General features: G+C 35.7%; 15 protein-coding genes and 1 tRNA gene. 7 read left to right on the top strand and 9 right to left on the bottom strand.

Features of this window, described 5'->3' with window-relative positions:
• Position 1 precedes the first annotated feature (1 nt).
• The 4 genes from NAT51_RS15915 (at position 2) to NAT51_RS15900 (ending at position 3,167) form a co-directional block, all read left to right on the top strand.
• Complete coding sequence (locus NAT51_RS15915; protein WP_250600409.1) at positions 2 to 637, top strand: Crp/Fnr family transcriptional regulator; 636 nt, start codon at positions 2 to 4, stop codon at positions 635 to 637.
• A 60-nt stretch (positions 638 to 697) separates the two neighbouring features.
• Entirely contained in the window at positions 698 to 1,483 is a 786-nt protein-coding gene (locus NAT51_RS15910) for a sulfite exporter TauE/SafE family protein (RefSeq protein ID WP_250600473.1), read from the top strand.
• Between the two features lie 66 nt (positions 1,484 to 1,549).
• Positions 1,550 to 2,962 (top strand): MBL fold metallo-hydrolase, encoded by a 1,413-nt coding sequence (locus tag NAT51_RS15905; RefSeq protein WP_250600407.1) that lies wholly within the window; start codon positions 1,550 to 1,552, stop codon positions 2,960 to 2,962.
• A gap of 1 nt (position 2,963) precedes the next feature.
• Positions 2,964 to 3,167: a hypothetical protein gene (locus NAT51_RS15900; protein ID WP_250600405.1), complete on the top strand. Its 204-nt coding sequence runs from the start codon at positions 2,964 to 2,966 to the stop codon at positions 3,165 to 3,167.
• Positions 3,168 to 3,169: 2 nt separating this feature from the next.
• Here NAT51_RS15900 and NAT51_RS15895 read toward each other — a convergent pair whose 3' ends face one another.
• Both NAT51_RS15895 and NAT51_RS15890 read right to left on the bottom strand, forming a co-directional pair.
• Positions 3,170 to 3,316: a hypothetical protein gene (locus NAT51_RS15895; protein ID WP_250600403.1), complete on the bottom strand. Its 147-nt coding sequence runs from the start codon at positions 3,314 to 3,316 to the stop codon at positions 3,170 to 3,172.
• The gene (locus NAT51_RS15890) at positions 3,313 to 3,861 is read right to left on the bottom strand and encodes a hypothetical protein (RefSeq protein WP_250600401.1); all 549 of its coding nucleotides are present in this window, start codon (positions 3,859 to 3,861) and stop codon (positions 3,313 to 3,315) included. The genes NAT51_RS15895 and NAT51_RS15890 overlap by 4 nt, the downstream gene beginning before the upstream one ends.
• 82 nt (positions 3,862 to 3,943) lie before the next feature.
• Here NAT51_RS15890 and NAT51_RS15885 point away from each other — a divergent pair, with 82 nt between their 5' ends.
• The 3 genes from NAT51_RS15885 to NAT51_RS15875 all read left to right on the top strand — a co-directional run bounded on the left by NAT51_RS15885 (position 3,944) and on the right by NAT51_RS15875 (position 5,337).
• Complete coding sequence (locus NAT51_RS15885; RefSeq protein WP_250600399.1) at positions 3,944 to 4,672, top strand: DUF4369 domain-containing protein; 729 nt, start codon at positions 3,944 to 3,946, stop codon at positions 4,670 to 4,672.
• Positions 4,663 to 5,085 (top strand): peroxiredoxin family protein, encoded by a 423-nt coding sequence (locus NAT51_RS15880; RefSeq protein WP_317245605.1) that lies wholly within the window; start codon positions 4,663 to 4,665, stop codon positions 5,083 to 5,085. The genes NAT51_RS15885 and NAT51_RS15880 overlap by 10 nt, the downstream gene beginning before the upstream one ends.
• A gap of 171 nt (positions 5,086 to 5,256) precedes the next feature.
• Positions 5,257 to 5,337 (top strand) — tRNA-Tyr (locus NAT51_RS15875).
• A 255-nt stretch (positions 5,338 to 5,592) separates the two neighbouring features.
• Here the strand turns inward: NAT51_RS15875 and NAT51_RS15870 are convergent.
• From NAT51_RS15870 to NAT51_RS15840, 7 genes are all read right to left on the bottom strand, one after another.
• Complete coding sequence (locus tag NAT51_RS15870) at positions 5,593 to 7,545, bottom strand: alpha/beta fold hydrolase (protein WP_250600397.1); 1,953 nt, start codon at positions 7,543 to 7,545, stop codon at positions 5,593 to 5,595.
• Positions 7,545 to 8,195 carry a 4'-phosphopantetheinyl transferase family protein gene (locus NAT51_RS15865; protein WP_250600395.1) on the bottom strand — a complete coding sequence of 217 codons (651 nt, stop codon included), beginning with the start codon at positions 8,193 to 8,195 and terminating at the stop codon, positions 7,545 to 7,547. Before NAT51_RS15865 ends, NAT51_RS15870 begins: the two co-directional genes overlap by 1 nt.
• 15 nt (positions 8,196 to 8,210) lie before the next feature.
• Positions 8,211 to 12,713 carry an amino acid adenylation domain-containing protein gene (locus NAT51_RS15860; protein ID WP_250600393.1) on the bottom strand — a complete coding sequence of 1,501 codons (4,503 nt, stop codon included), beginning with the start codon at positions 12,711 to 12,713 and terminating at the stop codon, positions 8,211 to 8,213.
• A gap of 8 nt (positions 12,714 to 12,721) precedes the next feature.
• The gene (locus NAT51_RS15855; RefSeq protein WP_250600392.1) at positions 12,722 to 14,371 is read right to left on the bottom strand and encodes a cyclic peptide export ABC transporter; all 1,650 of its coding nucleotides are present in this window, start codon (positions 14,369 to 14,371) and stop codon (positions 12,722 to 12,724) included.
• A gap of 7 nt (positions 14,372 to 14,378) precedes the next feature.
• A complete protein-coding gene (locus NAT51_RS15850; protein ID WP_250600390.1) occupies positions 14,379 to 15,095 on the bottom strand; it encodes a thioesterase II family protein in 717 nt (238 codons plus the stop codon).
• Between the two features lie 116 nt (positions 15,096 to 15,211).
• Positions 15,212 to 15,631: a nuclear transport factor 2 family protein gene (locus tag NAT51_RS15845; RefSeq protein WP_250600388.1), complete on the bottom strand. Its 420-nt coding sequence runs from the start codon at positions 15,629 to 15,631 to the stop codon at positions 15,212 to 15,214.
• A gap of 59 nt (positions 15,632 to 15,690) precedes the next feature.
• Positions 15,691 to 17,496 carry an outer membrane beta-barrel family protein gene (locus tag NAT51_RS15840; protein WP_250600386.1) on the bottom strand — a complete coding sequence of 602 codons (1,806 nt, stop codon included), beginning with the start codon at positions 17,494 to 17,496 and terminating at the stop codon, positions 15,691 to 15,693.
• Positions 17,497 to 17,539 lie beyond the last annotated feature (43 nt).

Here is a 17,539-nt window from a genome sequence, read left to right as displayed (position 1 = left end):
CATGAAAGACATCATAAAAAAACAATTCCCAAATTTCAGTCCGCAATTAATTGAGGAAGTAGAACAAAACGCAACCCTTCACTCACTGAAAGCAGGTGAAGTCATGATGCGTTCCGGCCAATATATTAAAAGTACGGTATTGATCGTGAAAGGAAAACTCAAAGTGTTCCGCGAAGATGAAGACGGAGGAGAATTTTTTATGTACTACCTGCAACCCGGACAGGCCTGTGCGATATCCATGATTTGTGCCACCAAACAGGAAACCAGTCAGATCATGGCCAAAGTGGTTGAGGATGCTGAACTGGTAATGATTCCGCTGCAGGTCATGGAAAAATGGATGGCCACTCACCGTTCCTGGTACGAATTTGTAATTGAAACCTACCGAAGAAGGTTTGAGGAAGTCTTAATGGTAATTGACAGTATTGCTTTTAAAGCGATGGATGAACGTTTGGAATTTTACCTGAAAAAACACCAGGATGCCTGCGGATGCAATGATATCAAACTTTCCCATCAGGAAATCGCTTCTGAATTAAATACATCACGCGAAGTGATTTCACGCTTACTCAAAAAAATGGAACAGCGCGGTATCGTGAACTTACACCGAAGCCACATCGAAATTATTCCAAATTTGAAGTAGTGTGACATTAGTTACCGTTTAATTCTGCTTTTTACTTGACTTTTGCTGAAAACAATACAAGTGGAAGTCATCGGTTTTGTAGCGGCAATAGCCATCGGGATCATTTTAGGCCTTATCGGAGGTGGCGGATCAATATTGACCGTACCCATTTTGGTTTACCTCTTCGGTATCAATCCTGAATTAGCAACCAGTTATTCCCTTTTTGTTGTAGGAATCACGGCGGGAATAGGTTCCTATAAACACTATACGTTCCAAAATCTGAAAGTAAAGGAAGCACTGTATTTTGCTTTCCCTTCCATTCTGTCTATTTTACTGGTACGCAAAATTATTTTACCGAAGATTCCAACAGTACTGTTTGAAACCGGCACTACAACAGTAACCAAAGACATGCTGATCATGCTGGTTTTTGCCTTACTCATGCTGGCCACTTCACGTGCCATGATCATGGGCAGGAGTGAAAACTGCAAAACTGAAGTCAGTCGGATAAAACTGGGGATTATTGGCCTTATTGTTGGCTTGGTCACCGGATTTTTAGGAGCCGGCGGCGGATTTTTAATCATTCCGGCGTTGATTTTCTTCGGAGGAATTCCGATGAAACAGGCAGTGGGCACTTCCCTTCTCATTATTACCATCAATTCACTTTCAGGATTCGCCGGCGATCTGGTAAACGGCATCAATATAAACGTAACTTTCATGTTATCAATCACCTTGATGGCTGTAATGGGAATGTTGATTGGATCAGGGTTTTCAAGAAAAATTGACGGTGGCAGGCTCAAAAGAGCATTTGGTTGGTTTGTGTTGTTCATGAGTCTGTTCATCATCAGTAAAGAACTTTTCATAAAGTGATCTTAATCACTCAATTCTTATCTTTTTAAGTATTATTTTTGTACCGATAATGAACGAACTATTGTTATGCAAATAGAACAAATATATACCGGGTGTTTAGCCCAGGGAGCTTATTATATTACTTCAAACGGTGAAGCCGCGATTATTGATCCGCTGCGTGAAATCCAGCCGTACCTTGACCGTTTGGAAAGAGACGGTGTCGTATTGAAGTATATTTTTGAAACCCATTTCCATGCTGATTTCGTTTCGGGTCATCTTGACCTGAGCAAAAAAACGAATGCACCGATTGTTTACGGACCAACAGCAACTCCTGAATTTGAAACGGTTATCGCAACTGACGGGCAATTGTTCCAAATTGGAAATATCCAAATCAAAGCATTGCATACTCCGGGCCATACCATGGAAAGTACAACTTACCTCTTGTTGGACGAAAACGGAAAAGAGCATGCCATTTTCTCCGGAGACACTTTATTTATCGGTGATGTGGGACGTCCGGATTTAGCACAAAAATCGGCCGATCTTACCCAGGAACAACTGGCAGCCACTTTATACCATTCGCTACGCACCAAAATCATGACACTTCCTGATGAAGTAACCGTATATCCGGCACACGGAGCGGGTTCTGCATGCGGTAAAAACATGAGCAAGGAAACGGTTTCCACAATTGGCGAGCAGAAAGAAAAAAATTATGCTTTACGCGCTAACATGACCGAAGGCGAATTTGTAACAGAAGTTCTGGACGGATTAGCACCGCCTCCTGCCTATTTCGGGATGAATGTGACCATGAATAAAAAAGGATACAGCAGCTTTGAATCGGTTTTAAACAACGGAATGAAACCCTTGACGGTTACCGAATTTGAAGACCTGGCTGAAACAACCGAAGCACTTATACTGGATACACGCCATCCGGCCGAGTTTTGCAAAAAACATATCCCGCAATCGATCAATATCGGAATCAGTGGTGATTTTGCACCATGGGTAGGTACTTTAATTGCAGATGTGAATCAACCGATCATCATTATTACCGAACCGGGGAAAGAGGAAGAAAGCATCACGCGTTTGAGCCGTGTTGGGTTTGATCATGTATTGGGTCACCTTGAAGGTGGAATTGCATCATGGGAACAAGCCGGAAAAGAAACGGATACCGTAAAAAGAATCACGGCTGAACAATTTGCTTCTGAACTTAAGGTTGGTGTCGACAAAGTTATTGACATCAGAAAAGAAGGAGAATACAGTGCCATGCATCTTGATGAAGCTTACAGCAAACCATTGGCTTATATCAATACTTGGATTAATGAAATCGATCCTTCCGAACATTTTTATATGCACTGTGCCGGCGGATACCGCAGTATGATTGCCGCATCAATCCTACAGGCACGCGGTTACCGTAATTTTACTGAAATTGAAGGCGGTTTCGGTGCTATTTCAAAAACGGAATTGCCGAAATCGGATTTCGTTTGTCAAAGTAAGGTGTTGTAAAATGAAATTTTCTCTTTTGAAGAATTGGCATTTAATGCGTGCCATTCGTCTGGTATTCGGGATATTTCTTATTTTTCAGGGAATCGAAACAAGGGAATGGTTCTTCTTTATATTTGCAGCTTTCTTTTTATTTCAGGGAATAACCAATCAGGGTTGCGGAATCAACGGAAATTGTACAATACCTGAAAAGAATACACAAAACTAAAATTATTCCGGTGTTTGTTCCGAATTGAATTTTTTCAAAATAGCTTTAAGTTGGGCCTTGCGCTCAACTTTTTGTTTTACAGCTTTTGCTTTGGCCTTATGTAATTTATCGTTATGTTTCTTTGCGTTTTGCTCGTTATTTCTACTCATGCGTATTTTCGTTTAATTTCATCCAGAGTCAGGTTCGTGTAGATCAAATCGGTTACGATTAATTTTCTGAGATCTTCCAAATCATGATTTTCAAAATGTTTTGACCAATTGGTCAATTGCAATATGTTCCGCGCCTGCTTCACCTTCTTCATGGTATCATCAGCTGTTCTCAAAATTGCTTTTCCGTCATAGGTTGTATTCATTTTGTGCTGATATAATACTTCATTGGTTCTAAAATCGGCTTCCAGATAATACAAGTGTTCATATTTATTATCCGGATAAAATGCGTTCCATCTTGCATATCCCAATTTCAATTTGGAAGATCCGTGAAAACCATTTTCTACCAATCGCCATTTTGCATTGCCCAATCTTCCCCAATGGTTTGCCAGCCGGTATATTCCTTCATCCGTATAAAAATACTTACTTCCGGACTCACTTTCAAAATCAGGTTTGAGTTCCTGAATCACAATCGGGTCAACTTCGGTAAAAACACAAAAAGTATTTTTAAGGCTATTTGGCTTCAGTTTAATCTCTTTCCGATTCACAAACGTTGGTATTAAATAAAATATAAAAGTACTTTGATTTCAAATCAAATCCTTTATTTTTGCCTACAAAATTATAAAACTGATGAAAAAATTAGCAATTATTGCCCTTTCTGCCCTTGCAGTATCATGCAACAAGTATAAAGTTTCAGGAGAAGTTAAAGGACTGCCTGACGGTACAATGGTTTATTTGGAAAAACAGAATGAATCAGCTGCCACCGGTATTGCGGGAGTTGACACGACTACTGTTAAAGACGGAAAATTCGAATTTAAGGGGAAAGCAGAAGAACCATTAATGCACAGAGTACGTTTTGACCAACTTGGAGGATTCATGTTTATCCTTGAGAAAGGGGACATAAATGTAAAAGCCCAAAAAGACAGTTTAATGATGGGACTTGCCAACATTAGTGGTAGCCGCACTAACGATGAGCTTGCAGCTTACAAAAAAAGCCTGATCCCTATCCAGAATAAGGCAATGGAATTTGGAAAACAAAATGACCAGCCCTATAAGGATGCTGCAGCAAAGAAAGACTCCGTTACAATGAAAAAAATAGCGGATAGTTATAAAAAGATTGATGATGAATTCCAAAGCCACAGAGCCAGTTATGTGGAAAAAAATAAGGATTCGTTCCTTTCGCTTTTAATCATCCAGGAAATGTTTGGAAGTTCTGACGCTGATATCACCAAAATAAAAAAATATTTTGACAATCTGAGCAGTGATCTGAAAGAGACTTCTACTGGTAAAAAGATCAAAACTTATATTGAAAAAATTGAAAAAGCGAATCCGGCAGCTCCAAAAAAAAAATTGAGCTAGGAAGTATTGCTCCTGATTTCAGTGCCAAAAATCCTGAAGGAAAAGTTATTTCATTAAAACAGTCTTTGGGAAAAGTTACGATTATCGATTTCTGGGCTTCATGGTGTGGTCCTTGCCGCAAGGAAAACCCTCATGTAGTGGCACTTTACAATGAATTTCATCCAAAAGGATTAAATATTATAGGTGTTTCCCTTGACAAAGATGCTGCCAATTGGAAAAAAGCCATTGCAAAAGATAAATTAAACTGGAACCAAATTTCCAATTTAATGGAGTGGAAAGAACCGATTGCCACACAATATGGAGTTGAAAGTATTCCGGCAACATTTGTTCTGGATTCAAAAGGAAAGATTGTAGCAATGAATATTTACGGTGTTGAATTGAAAGCAAAAGTTCAGGAATTATTGTCAAAATAGTCCTTTATCATACAAAATTAAAAGTCCGGAGCAATTCGGACTTTTTTTATTTCATTTACTACCAATTACTTACAAAAAAGTTTAAAATTATCTCCTTTTTTTGTTTGGAAACCCGAAAAATGATTCTATATTTGCAACCGCTTTGAGAGCGAAACTATTGAAAGAATAGTTGGGGAGATACTCAAGCGGCCAACGAGGACGGACTGTAAATCCGTTGGGAAACCTTCGCAGGTTCGAATCCTGCTCTCCCCACAAAACACTCAAGTATCTTGAGTGTTTTTTTTTTATTAACTTGAGTAAAGTTCCTTACCCAAGATTGCGGAGAAATGATATAATCTGATTCTCCATATAAATAAATAAATAAATTAATAATTGAAAAAAGACGCTAAGTTAACTTAAGCGTCTTTTTTTATTTTAATCGTTTTCAGAAACAGGGCTTGCGATACTTAACAAACAAAAAAGACGCTGAATAAATCCAGCGCCTTTTTCTACACATAAATAATTAACTTAAAACACAAATCCCCAATACTGGAAATAAACGCCGATAAGCAATAAAGAAAATAAAATTGTTGCCATGATACTCGCATCTGAAATATGCTTAATCCTGATAATAAAATAAAGCACCGTCACCGCAGTTAATATCATAAATGCCCATAGAATAAGAAACAAGTAATCAAATTGGTTCGGTACACCAAAAGCAAGAATATAGAAGTTATCCTGAACTGTATTGTTTATAGCCAAAACAAAACCTACAATTACAAAAAAGCCCAATAAAGCCGTTTTTATAATCAATCCTTTCAGGAGTTTGTTTTCAGTCGCAGTTCTCTTTTTAATCAGTACATAACAAAAATTCACAATTGAAATTAACAGAATAAAAACGGCTATAAAGAAAGGAGCAAAAAACAACAGGTTAAACTCATTCAGACTATTCGCAAAATTTGAAATTCCTCCGTTAATCTTCACATCGGTAACAAAACGTACTTTGCTGTCTGCATCCATTTTTTTGGTGTCAGGCCTATGCGTTGGATTTTGTATAAATTCTGCAACAATATCAAAACCTTCTTCTGAAAAACTCGGACCATGCCCCAAAACCCGTGCTTTAACCAAGAATGAGTTTTGGTACATCTCTTCAGTCATTTTTCCGTTAGCAACCGGCGTAACCGGATCAAATTCACCTGAAAACACCAATACCGGCGCCGTTAATGATGAAAGGCCTGATAGATCTTTTGCTGTATTAACATCTTTCTTCTGACCTAAATTCCATTTATCACTTACCAAAAAGTCGGATTTATAAAAAGACAGTCCACCATTTAATTTTTTAAATTTCCCTGCATCTTTATTAAATGCGTCAACTGAATTATACGGCAAAGCTTCATTACTGATGGTTGTATAGAACAGTCCATAATCCAGACTTAAAGCTCCTGAGAAAGCAGCAACCAGCGAACTCAAAGTATTTTTGTTCCCTTTACTGAATTCGGTGATTAATAAAGGTACTACCTGTATTAGCTTTTTACGGTATAAAGACTGTTGTATACAAACTTTAAAATCCTCAGCATTATACGTAAACTCACCGCCAGGAATAATTTCCTTGTCTACTTTAACCGTAATAGGATTCTTCTCCAATTTCGCAATCGTTTCATAATAAAGATTCTCTAAATTTGGATATTGCTTATTACAATTTGGATCATTTTTACAGGCATCAAAAACTTTTTCAAGGCTTCCTACATAATTTGAAGTATTTTGATTGTAATAGAACTTTGCAATATCCGGAATGGAAGAATCCAAAATCAGCGTTTTCACGTCTTTGGGAAAATCATTTGCATAAACCTGAACGGTATATGTCGCGTAAGAAACCCCATAGACATTCCAATTATCATATTTTAAGGCTTTTTTCAGCGCATTCAGATCTTTGGCAATTGATTCACTGTTATAAGCCTTCAGATCGATATCCCTGTTTAATAAGTCCTGCTTACAATCCATGGCGGCAATGGCTTTTTGCTGAGCATCCTGAGAACTATTTTGGTTTTTAGCCAGAATCTCAAGGAATTTTTTTCCTAATTCAGGACAAAACTTAGGAAAAGAAAAACCAACACCTCTAAGGTCAACCAGTACGATATCACTCTTCTCTCTTAACGGATGCTGTAACCAAGTCCAAATTCCTTTAATTTCTCCTGCACCGGGTCCGCCTTCAACAAAAAGTACCGGATTTGAATCGCCTGTTTTGGATGTTTTTTTCAAAACCGCAACAGCCAACTTGATTTTTTTACCGTTAGGTTTTTTCCAGTTTTCAGGAACAGTCAAATATCCCCATTCGATGTTATCCTTGTTAATGATTTCCACATCAGGAAAAAAAGTGTTTGTTTTCTCATACTTAAAAGCATTTGTCTGTGAGTACAAAGCACTTGAAAACAGGCATAAAAGCAAAAACAGTCTGGTTACATTTTTTAGTTTATTTTTCATTAATTTTTTGGGTTTACGTTATATTTATTTATTGCTATTTCGTTGATATTAGTTTTAAGGGAGACGTAACATTTGTACTGTTCATCAATCTTCATTTCCTTTAAAAAATATTTTTCATCATTTATTTCAGTTGTATTATCACAGATTTCAAAAGATTGCAGCGGAATGGTCAAACCATGTCCATGGGCTTTTATAACAGCTTCTTTTTGGGTCCAATATCTAAAAAAGGAGTCTTTTTCATTCTCTGATAAAATGATAGTGTCCCACTCGTTTTCCGTCATGTGTGATTTAAAATCGGTTATTTCAATATCCCTGACAATTTCAATATCAATTCCTAATTCGTGTTCATCACTTAATGCACAAACAACTATTTCTCCTGAATGTGAAATATTAAAATGGATTAAATCATTCTCAAAATAAGGCTTATTGTATTTGGTGTGCTTCATGATTTTATCATGGGGATTTCCCTTATAAATTTCTTCAACACCTTTAAATAATAATATCCTTCCTAAAAGAGATGACTGGGCATCCTGCCATCTTCTGTAACGTTTAATTTTTTCACGGTATTCGGTTTCAAACTTTGGCAAATCATTTTTCAACAAACTTTCGTGATTTTGCTCGGACAGATATGAATAATAGATATGAATCAAAACTGTAAGTATTGGTTAGAAATTAAATTCAAAGTCAAGTGTTGTATTTTTTTCAAACGCTAATTTGGCATCAATCTCCCCTACTTTCAATAATGGATTATTGACCATTTCATTTAAAATTTCACCATACTTCAACGCAATAACCTGGATTGAATCCTTCTCGAATAAGTCGGAGTTATAATCGATGATACCTTTCAGTTTATGCTCACTTTCAAATAAATTAAACACCATTGGCATTCTGCTGTACTTATTGTCAACAGGATAAGGTGTCAATTTAAAACCACTGAATTCATTAATGGTATCAAAAGAAAATTCAGGATTCTGGTATACAAGCAACGTATCAAACACAGACTGTGGCAGCTTATGAAACGGTACATCCTGATAATCGTTCGTTTCCAGTAAATTCTTTTGGGTTGTATTCAGTAATCCGGCAATAGTTTGCTCCGGTTCCATTACAGTTCGTAAAAGAAGTGTTTTGGCAAACATTCCAATCTGATTCTGCAGCTCCGGAATATTTCTTCCTGAATTTACGGTTCCTACACAAATATCGTTATGATTGGAATATTTATAAATCAGAATATTTAAAGCAGTCATTAAAACCGTATAAAGCGTTACTTGCTCTTCAAGGGCTAGTTTTTTCAAACCTAAAGTTGTTTCTTCAGATAGCTCAAATAAATGCTTATTTCCGTTTTGCTGATTGAATTCAGCGCTAAAATCACGGTCAAAAGAATCTTTATGTTTGTAATTTTGAAGATAATTTTCCCAGAACAATCCGTTTCCTGAAGCATTCTCCTCCACTTTCTTATTCAGCCATTCCGAATAATCTTTAAACTGAAAATTATTTTCATGGGACAAATCATGGGTATTACCGTCATTATAATTTTCAATAAATTCCTTAATGAAAATTTCCAGTGACAAGCCATCCATTACAATATGGTGGGTGGAAAAAAGTAATATAAACTGATTTGTTTCCAATTGAAGTAATTGAACTCTTATCAATACATCAGTTTCCAGATCAAATGCAGCATTAATCAACCCATTGATTGCCTTTCCTGTTTTTTCACTATTTTCTTCAACGACTGTAATTTCAAATTTTACGTTTTCTGCTGTATTAATTTTTTGATACGGAATTCCGTTTATTTCAATAAAATTGGTTCGCAGAATTTCGTGCTTCCTGATTATTGCATTCACCGAATCAGCAATTTTATGCAAATCAACTTCCCCTTCAACCCTATAGGCAGCCGACATATTATAAGCAACAGAACCGTTCTCTTTTTGGGAAGCCATCCAAATGTTGTATTGCGGAGCTGTTAATTCATAAAAATCCTTTGAATCGGATACAATCATACCAATCGTTTGAGTGGGTTTTAGTTCCTGCAGATAACAAGCCAACTGTTCGATTGTAGGAAAATCAAAAAGCGTTCTTAAAGTTATTGCCAATGAAAGCTTCTTCTCAATTAAACCAATCAATTTAACGGCATTCAATGAGTGCCCGCCAAGTGCAAAAAAGTTATCATTTGTGCTTATTGGTTCTTTGGTATTCAAAACTTCTTTCCAATACTCAGAAAGTTTCCTTTCCAAATCAGAAACAGGCGCTTTAAAATCGTCTTCATTCAGGATTTGCTGAATATCTCTTTGCAATAATGATTTGCGGTCAACTTTCTGGTTTGGCGTAAGCGGGAATTCTTCCAGATGAATAATCGTATTCGGAATCATATAGTACGGAAGGTTCATCTTCAGTGCCGTATTGATTGTATTGGAATCGATTTCTTCTTCGCTTTTTAGGATATAAGCCACTAAAAAAGCATCCTGCTGCTCCCCTTTTTTTGCAATCACAACCGAGTCTTTGATTCCTGGTATTTGATTCAATTGCGATTCAATATCACCCAATTCAATACGATATCCTCTTATTTTGACCTGATTGTCATTTCTTCCCAAAAATTCAATTTCGCCTTTGTCGTTCCATTTCCCTATATCACCGGTTTCGTATAGTAAACTTGTAGCATCGAACGGATTGGCAATAAACTTTTGACTCGTCAATAATTCGTTCTTATAATAACCTTTGGCCAATCCTTCCCCGGCGATATAAATCGCACCAATTGTTCCAATTGGTTTCGGACTCAGGAATTGGTCCAAAATATAAAACTGTGTGTTATGGATTGGTTTCCCGATATTGGATGCTTCTTTTGGATGCTCAATCTTTTTTATGCTCGACCAAATGGTTGTTTCGGTTGGCCCGTACATATTCCATACTTCAGAACTGTGTCCAATCAGTTTTTCTGCTAATACTTCACTCAATAAATCACCGCCACACAAGACTTTTAATTTCTTATCACCTTGCCAATCAGCATTAAATAACATTTGGTAGAAACTTGGTGTTGCCTGAATAATTGTGGGCTGAATTGTTTCTAATCTTTCCATAATCAGATTAACATCTGATAAGACTTTCTGACTTGCTATATATAAAGACGCTCCTGAAATTAACGGAGTAAAAAACTCCAAAATTGAAATATCAAACGAATAAGTTGTCACCGAAAATAGCAAGTCATTTAAATCAACTCCCGGTTTTTCCTGAATACTCGTCAAAAAATTCAACAATGACTTATGGCCGATTTCGACACCTTTAGGATTTCCGGTTGAGCCAGACGTATAAATTATGTAAGCCGTATCTTTGGAAGAAACCACATTTTCAGGTGTAGCATCAAATGCATCAATCCTTTCAAAAATACTTTCCATGGATACAACCGAAACATCATCTGTTGTATTGAGAAAATAATCTTTTTCATTGATTAATATCTTACTTTGGCTATTCTCAACAATATAATTCAGTCTTTCTTCTGGAAATGCCGGATCTAGCGGAATGTAAGGCCTTCCCGATTTTAATATTCCCAATAAAACAGCTACCATATTAGCCGACCGTTCCAATAAAACACTGATCGGGGATTTATCATTTTTCCCGTAAGTTACCGTCAGATAGACGGCGATTTGATCTGATAACTTGTCAAATTCCGAATAGGAATATGATCTGAAATCATCTTTTAAAGCTTCTTTTCCGGGAAATTTTTCAGCTTGTTGCCTGAATAAATCCAGTAGTGTCTGATTTTTTGACGGATCGGTTTTTGTAGCATTGAATTCCAGTAAGATTTGCTGTGCTTCTTCATCTGTCAAATACGTAAACTCGCTTAGTCTTTTTCCCGGATGGATTAAAACTTCAGCAAGCAGACTTTCAAAATGCTGAACCAATTGTGTAATCCGAGTATCATCAAAATAATTTACATTATAATCGAAGTCAATTTTAACATCCTCCAATTCATCAAATTCCCTGATATAAATTGCAAGGGCAACTCTTTCCGACCGATGTGTCAACGGAATTACAGTGGTTTGTGTATTCTTGAAATTATCCGAATAATTCTGCTTTTCATACGAAAGTGTAATGTTGAATATTCTTTCTTTTTCACCGAAAGCCTGCAATTCCTGGATTAATTTGCCTAAAGGAAATCTTTGATGACGGTAATCAGAACGTAACTGATTTTTGATCTGGTGAAGCAAATCTTCGAAAGTAGCATCAAAATCAAGTGGAATGCGCAAAGGTGAAACTCCCATAAACAAACCAACGGTTTTCTTATAAGCAGATTTACTTCTGTTTAAAACCGGTAAACCAATTGCAAAATCATTATTTTGATGTTTCCGTCCGAAATACGTAAATAAAACCGCTAAAATTAAATGAAAAGAAGAACATTTATGTTCAGTTGCCAAGGCATTCAATTCATTGTATAATTCTCTTTTAATCACTAATTCTTTGCGGGAACTTTTATTAATTTGGGCAGATTCATTTGCTTTATCAGCTAAAAATGCTTTTTCCAAAAATGATTCGGGTAGCGACTGAAACCTTTCCAACCAATACTTTTTATCTTCAGAAAAGTGTTTTGAGTTTTGGTACTCATCGTCATCTTCAGCAAAACTTTTATAACTGAAAGGATAATCGGTTTTTACTTCCCCGAATTCATGAATTTCGTTATAATTCTGAACCAATCGCTGGAACATCAAAGAAGTTCCCCAACCGTCAGTGATGATGTGATGGTACACCGAAAATAAATAATGGAAATCCTCATTCACTTTGACCAAAGTAAACACATGCAAAGGCTTTTCATTAAATAAATTGAAAGGTTTCACGAATTCCTTTTGCATATATGAAACCGCTTCATCAGCAGGATTTGTGCCATCAGAAAAATCGACAAACCCCAATTCCGATTGATGTTCATCTACTAATCTGATTGCAATTTCCTCCTGATCTTTTACCAGAATACTCCGGTAGGTATCATGCTGCCCAATAAGCGCTTTGTAAGCTTTTCTAAATATTTCCGCATCTATTGTTCCCTTAATTTCAATTTTGGCCCCGATATTATAGATGGGATCATTAGGGAACAATAGCTGTTCGAAATAAACATCTTGCTGTGGAAGAGTAAGTTTCATGGAAAATTGTGTATTAATATTATCAGTAACTGTATTTATGGTCATGATTGATTTTAGTTCATCACTTCATTATGCCATAAACTTTCAGCATGTAAGATTTCGCCGTTTACTTTAAAGTCCTTTACGATTTGTCCGTAATCAAATTTCAGAATCCTGTCAGCATATTTGAAGTAAGCATCATCATGCGTTACAGCTACGATTGTTTTTCCTTCCTGTTTTAATTTAGGCAATAAGTTTTCGTAGAAATATTTTCTGAAGTGAGGATCCTGATCGGCTGCCCATTCATCCAATACCAAAATTGGTTTTTCCTCCAAAAGAGCAAAAATCAAGGACATTCTTTTGCTTTGGCCTTTAGAAAAAGGTCTTCTTGCCGAATCTTCCTTATCATCCAAAATCACTTTGTCCAACTCCATTATCTTAAGCAACTCCTGATAATCTTTATTGTTTTCCAATGCATAATCGTCATAGTTTTGCGAAAAAATATGGTTGTCTGTAAAAACCGCTGCAATTAAGTTTTGGGTTGGTGTTCTTTGATTATTACTTTTCACTCCATTCAAAATCACTTCCCCTTCCGAAGGCTGGTACAATCCGGTTAAAATATTGATAAAAGTACTTTTACCGCTTCCGTTTCCTCCAATAACAAATATTGTTTCACCCTTTTCAATTGAAAGATTTATTGGTCCTAAAGCGAACATTTTCTCCGCTGCATCGTTTTCATATGCAAAACTGATGTTATTAAAAATTAATGAATTAAATGCTTGAGATGTTCCGTTTTGAATTTCAACAGTTTCTTCAGCAGCATCGAAATCTTTTAAGAAATTATTGATTCTTCTGTTTGCCACCGATAATCTTGTATAAATGTTCTGCATATTAATCAAGTTATTAATCGGCCCGGCAAGGAACAACAGAACCACCACATAAGAAACTACATCTTCTCTTTCAAGCAATCCGATTTGCGGTAATAAGAAAAGAATTACCCCGATCACTAAATATAATCCGTATTGGCTTATCAGATTGATTGATAAAAAAACAAAGTTGATGTTAAAATCTAATGTTTTGGCATTTTCCCTGTTCGGCGACAAATGCTTATTCATTAAATTATCCCTTCTTAATCCACTCAATTTAAAACCTTTAAAACCTTTGATAACATCATCAACATATTCGTAATAATTCTCATTGTATTTTCGAAGGTTAATTACTTTTTTAGACATTGTATTGATTACAATAAAATAAGTAACAGCGATTAAAATGATCAAAGTAACAACTGTAAGTGCCGATGAAACTGAAAGTGTGAATAAATACACCATACAAAGCACCAACATCAATAGTGAATTAATTGTATGGGTAACTACTTCGGGGAAGGTTGAAAATACCCTTAAATCCTCAATAGCCGTAAAGAATCGTTGTGAACCTAATCTTTCCAAGGTAATCAAAGGAGTTTTTAATATTTTATCAAATATCTTTTTCTCGTTTTCGTATAAAATTTCAAAAGAGTATCTGTTGATTTTCTTCTGAAAAATAATGTTCAGTAAATAGGTATAAATCACCACTGACACGAATACGATTCCCATATAATCCGTTAAAAAACCATCTTTACCGGAAATCACATTATTCATGATATAAATGATTCCAAAACTCAGAATGGTATTGGGAATGGCGTAGAGCAAAAGGTAAATGGCTTGTGAAAATTTTAGCTTAAGCATAGTCGTTTTAGTACGTTAATTGTTTGTAAAATTGATTTGTAAAAATATTTGCCAGTTTTTCAGCATGGTTATGGATGAAAAAATGATTTCCGTCCAGTATTTCATGGGTAAAACTGTTTACAGTAAAATTTTTCCAGTTTTCTATTACATCAGAGTTTTCCTCATCCGAGCCCATTAATGCGTATACCGGTGTTTTTAGCTTCAGACCTTCTTCTGAAAAAGGATCTTTCTCAAGACATTCAAAATCGGCCCTGATTATAGGTGAAAAATAATTGAACAGCTCATCATTATCGGTTACTTCGGCGGGAATTCCTCCAAGTTCGATAAGTTCTTCTTTAAATCTTTGGTCATCCAGTTCATGATATAGGAAATCTTTTCTGTTTTTAACGCCAGGTCCGGCGTTTCCGGTAACCACAAGTAATTCCGGGCTATCATCTATGGCTTCCAGTTTTGCAGCGACTGAAAGTCCCAGCGTTGCTCCCATACTGTGACCATAAATTATATACGGTTCACCGTTACGTAAAGATTTGATTTGGTTGAAATAATCTTCAATCGCCTGGTTTTTATCTTTAAATAATTCTTCTCTGTGTCTTTTCCCTCTCCCCGGTAATTCAAGAGGAATAAAATTGACATTTGTGATTTCCTTTTTGAGAAATTCAAATGAATATTGGTTTCCTCCAGCAAAGTGAAGTAAAAACAATTGATATTTAGTTTGGTTATTCATGCTGATATTGTTTTGTCCCCTATAACCTGATATAGTTTTTTGAAAGGTTATTTAGGAAGAAACTACCATGGTAAGATTTAGTTAATTACAAATTTCACCATGGTGTTTTTCTGTTATTATTTCTTCTCAGCTCTGCTGAAAATTTTATCCACGATATACCACTGACCATTTACTTTCATTAAGTTGAAGTAATCCGTGATTAACATTTTCGGTGTTTCAATCTGGCATTTTGCAGCTGCTGTATTACCGGTAATGTCGATATTAAGAATTTTTCCGCCTGTGTTTTCGGCTTTAGGGTGCAATTCGAATCGGCTTAAATAGGTTTTTCTGTCAATTACATCAACTTTATTTTCCTTTATATTTTTCAGTTTACATGTTTGGTGGATAACTTTCCCCAACTTAAGTGTATCGCCTGTTTGCCATCCGTCAAAATAAGTCTCAAGTGTCTTTTCGATTTGAGCTTTATCCTGGCTCTGTGCATTGATACTTGAAAATAACACGGCAACTAATGCTAATACTGTTCTTTTAGTTTTCATTTTAAAATGGTTTTAATTTGTTAATAATTATTTATGTGATTTATGTGTTTCAATGTTTCTTATCGGTTATGATCCGTAGCATTTTCAGCCATTCTCTCATTATAGTTCAACTTTTTGTTTCCGAATTTGTATGTTGCGGCTATTTTAAAAGATCTTGGTTGCCAGTAATTTCTGTAGTCCTGATGAATGTTATCAATTGTTGAATAAGCATATTCGTTTACTGATTGTAAAGCATCCGTGACATTGATATTGAGTGTTAAATTTTGGTTGAGCAGTAAAAATTTCATTCCGAAATTCAAGGCATAGCGGTCTTCAAATACATATTCCCTGTCAATGGTTTTGGACAGATACCAAAAATTCAAATCACCGGATATTGTTTTGGACTTATTCAGGTAAAACTGATTGTTCAGCTTGCCATACCATCCCCATATATCCCTGTCATTTATGACAGAAACAAGTGAATGTGTTGATTTATAAAAACCCTGCAACTGAAAATCGGCTTCAAGAAAATCCGTTAATTGTGTGCTTTTATTCAATGTCAGTTGGTAGGTATCTAAATCAAGATAATTAAGCACCTTATGTCCCATGATGTTACCGGCATTGAAGTTCGTTAATGCACCGATATTGTCTTTTGTTTTTACGTATGAAAAACCAAGACTGTAATCAGGTTTGAACGAATACGACAAATTCAGGTTATGAGATATTGACGGATTTACAAACGGGTTACCGGTATAATTCTCGTAAGCATTATAAATACCAGTAGCAGGATTAATGAATCTGAATATAGGTCTGCTCATAGTTTTTCTATAGCTAAAGGTCATTTTGTTTCCACCTTCAAAACTATACTTGGCACTTAAAGCAGGGAGCAGATTAGTATAAGTTTTATTGATACTTTTCTCATCAGTATCTGTAACAAAACCTTTAACCAAAGTATTTTCAAACTTAAGGCCGAATTTAAAATCCCATTTATTTACTGTTTTTTTAAGATCTGTAAAAGCTGTCTGTCTGTTTTCAATGTACTTACACAATGGAGACAGTGCTAAATCAAGTTCATAATCACCGTTATTGTTTATGTAATTCTTTGTATCGTAATCTGATTCAACAAATACCCATTTGCCTCCAACAGCAAGATCAAACCATTTTGAAGGTATATTCATCATTCCGTTTAAGGAATACACATCAATAACTACGTTGTTATCATTATAGGTATCATACGTTCTGCCGGGAATGGCTGTTCCGTTGGGTGCATAATCCTGTCCTTTAACGGTAGGATTTGCCCATCCTGATCTTTTCATCCAATCTGTTTCAATGGTAAAAAAATGATTCTTTTTATTGAAATTGTGTGTCAGTAAAAGGTTAATGGCATTTTGGTCATTATTCTGGTCAGAAGTCTTATAACCCAAATAATCCCGATCCAATACTCCTTGGTCATCATAGATCTTTATATGATCGTCAACCTTCATTTTCCCATCATCATGCTCATTTTTTGAAAAGAAATTAATTTTTGTTTTTTCAGAAATCTGATACTGAATATCAATAAAGCCCATGAAGCTGACTGTTCTGATATAACTGGTTCTGGTTCCGATGAATGACTCATCAGGGTAAAATGTACTCACATCACTATCCCAGAAATGATTCGTTTTACCGTAATTCAAACTTGTGTTGACTTTCCATTTATTATGACTGTAAACCACATCAATCCCGGTGTTGTGACTTGGAAACGTATTGTATTTATAATCCGAGTTTATATCGATACTGTATCGTTTTTCGGGAACTTCTTCAGCAGTGCTTTTTTCCTTTTCAGTTCCTGATTGGGAAAAACTTAAAAATGGCAGTAACAATAAACTTAAAAATATATTTTTCATTGATGAATTCATTAATTCTTTAAAACATTAAAAAAAACAATTT

The organism is Flavobacterium amniphilum (genome assembly GCF_023634845.1).
GTDB lineage: Bacteria > Bacteroidota > Bacteroidia > Flavobacteriales > Flavobacteriaceae > Flavobacterium > Flavobacterium amniphilum.
Note: the sequence above shows the minus strand (reverse complement) of the source record. Positions and strands in the feature narration are given on the sequence as shown.

What these genes read in the sequence shown, in the direction of transcription:
- NAT51_RS15895 (WP_250600403.1), bottom strand. Translation starts at nt 3,316, where the DNA reads ATGAGTAGAAATAACGAGCAAAACGCAAAGAAACATAACGATAAATTA.
- NAT51_RS15885 (WP_250600399.1), top strand. Translation starts at nt 3,944, where the DNA reads ATGAAAAAATTAGCAATTATTGCCCTTTCTGCCCTTGCAGTATCATGC.
- NAT51_RS15850 (WP_250600390.1), bottom strand. Translation starts at nt 15,095, where the DNA reads ATGAATAACCAAACTAAATATCAATTGTTTTTACTTCACTTTGCTGGA.
- NAT51_RS15900 (WP_250600405.1), top strand. Translation starts at nt 2,964, where the DNA reads ATGAAATTTTCTCTTTTGAAGAATTGGCATTTAATGCGTGCCATTCGT.
- NAT51_RS15840 (WP_250600386.1), bottom strand. Translation starts at nt 17,496, where the DNA reads ATGAAAAATATATTTTTAAGTTTATTGTTACTGCCATTTTTAAGTTTT.
- NAT51_RS15845 (WP_250600388.1), bottom strand. Translation starts at nt 15,631, where the DNA reads ATGAAAACTAAAAGAACAGTATTAGCATTAGTTGCCGTGTTATTTTCA.
- NAT51_RS15860 (WP_250600393.1), bottom strand. Translation starts at nt 12,713, where the DNA reads ATGACCATAAATACAGTTACTGATAATATTAATACACAATTTTCCATG.
- NAT51_RS15915 (WP_250600409.1), top strand. Translation starts at nt 2, where the DNA reads ATGAAAGACATCATAAAAAAACAATTCCCAAATTTCAGTCCGCAATTA.
- NAT51_RS15855 (WP_250600392.1), bottom strand. Translation starts at nt 14,371, where the DNA reads ATGCTTAAGCTAAAATTTTCACAAGCCATTTACCTTTTGCTCTACGCC.
- NAT51_RS15870 (WP_250600397.1), bottom strand. Translation starts at nt 7,545, where the DNA reads ATGAAAAATAAACTAAAAAATGTAACCAGACTGTTTTTGCTTTTATGC.
- NAT51_RS15905 (WP_250600407.1), top strand. Translation starts at nt 1,550, where the DNA reads ATGCAAATAGAACAAATATATACCGGGTGTTTAGCCCAGGGAGCTTAT.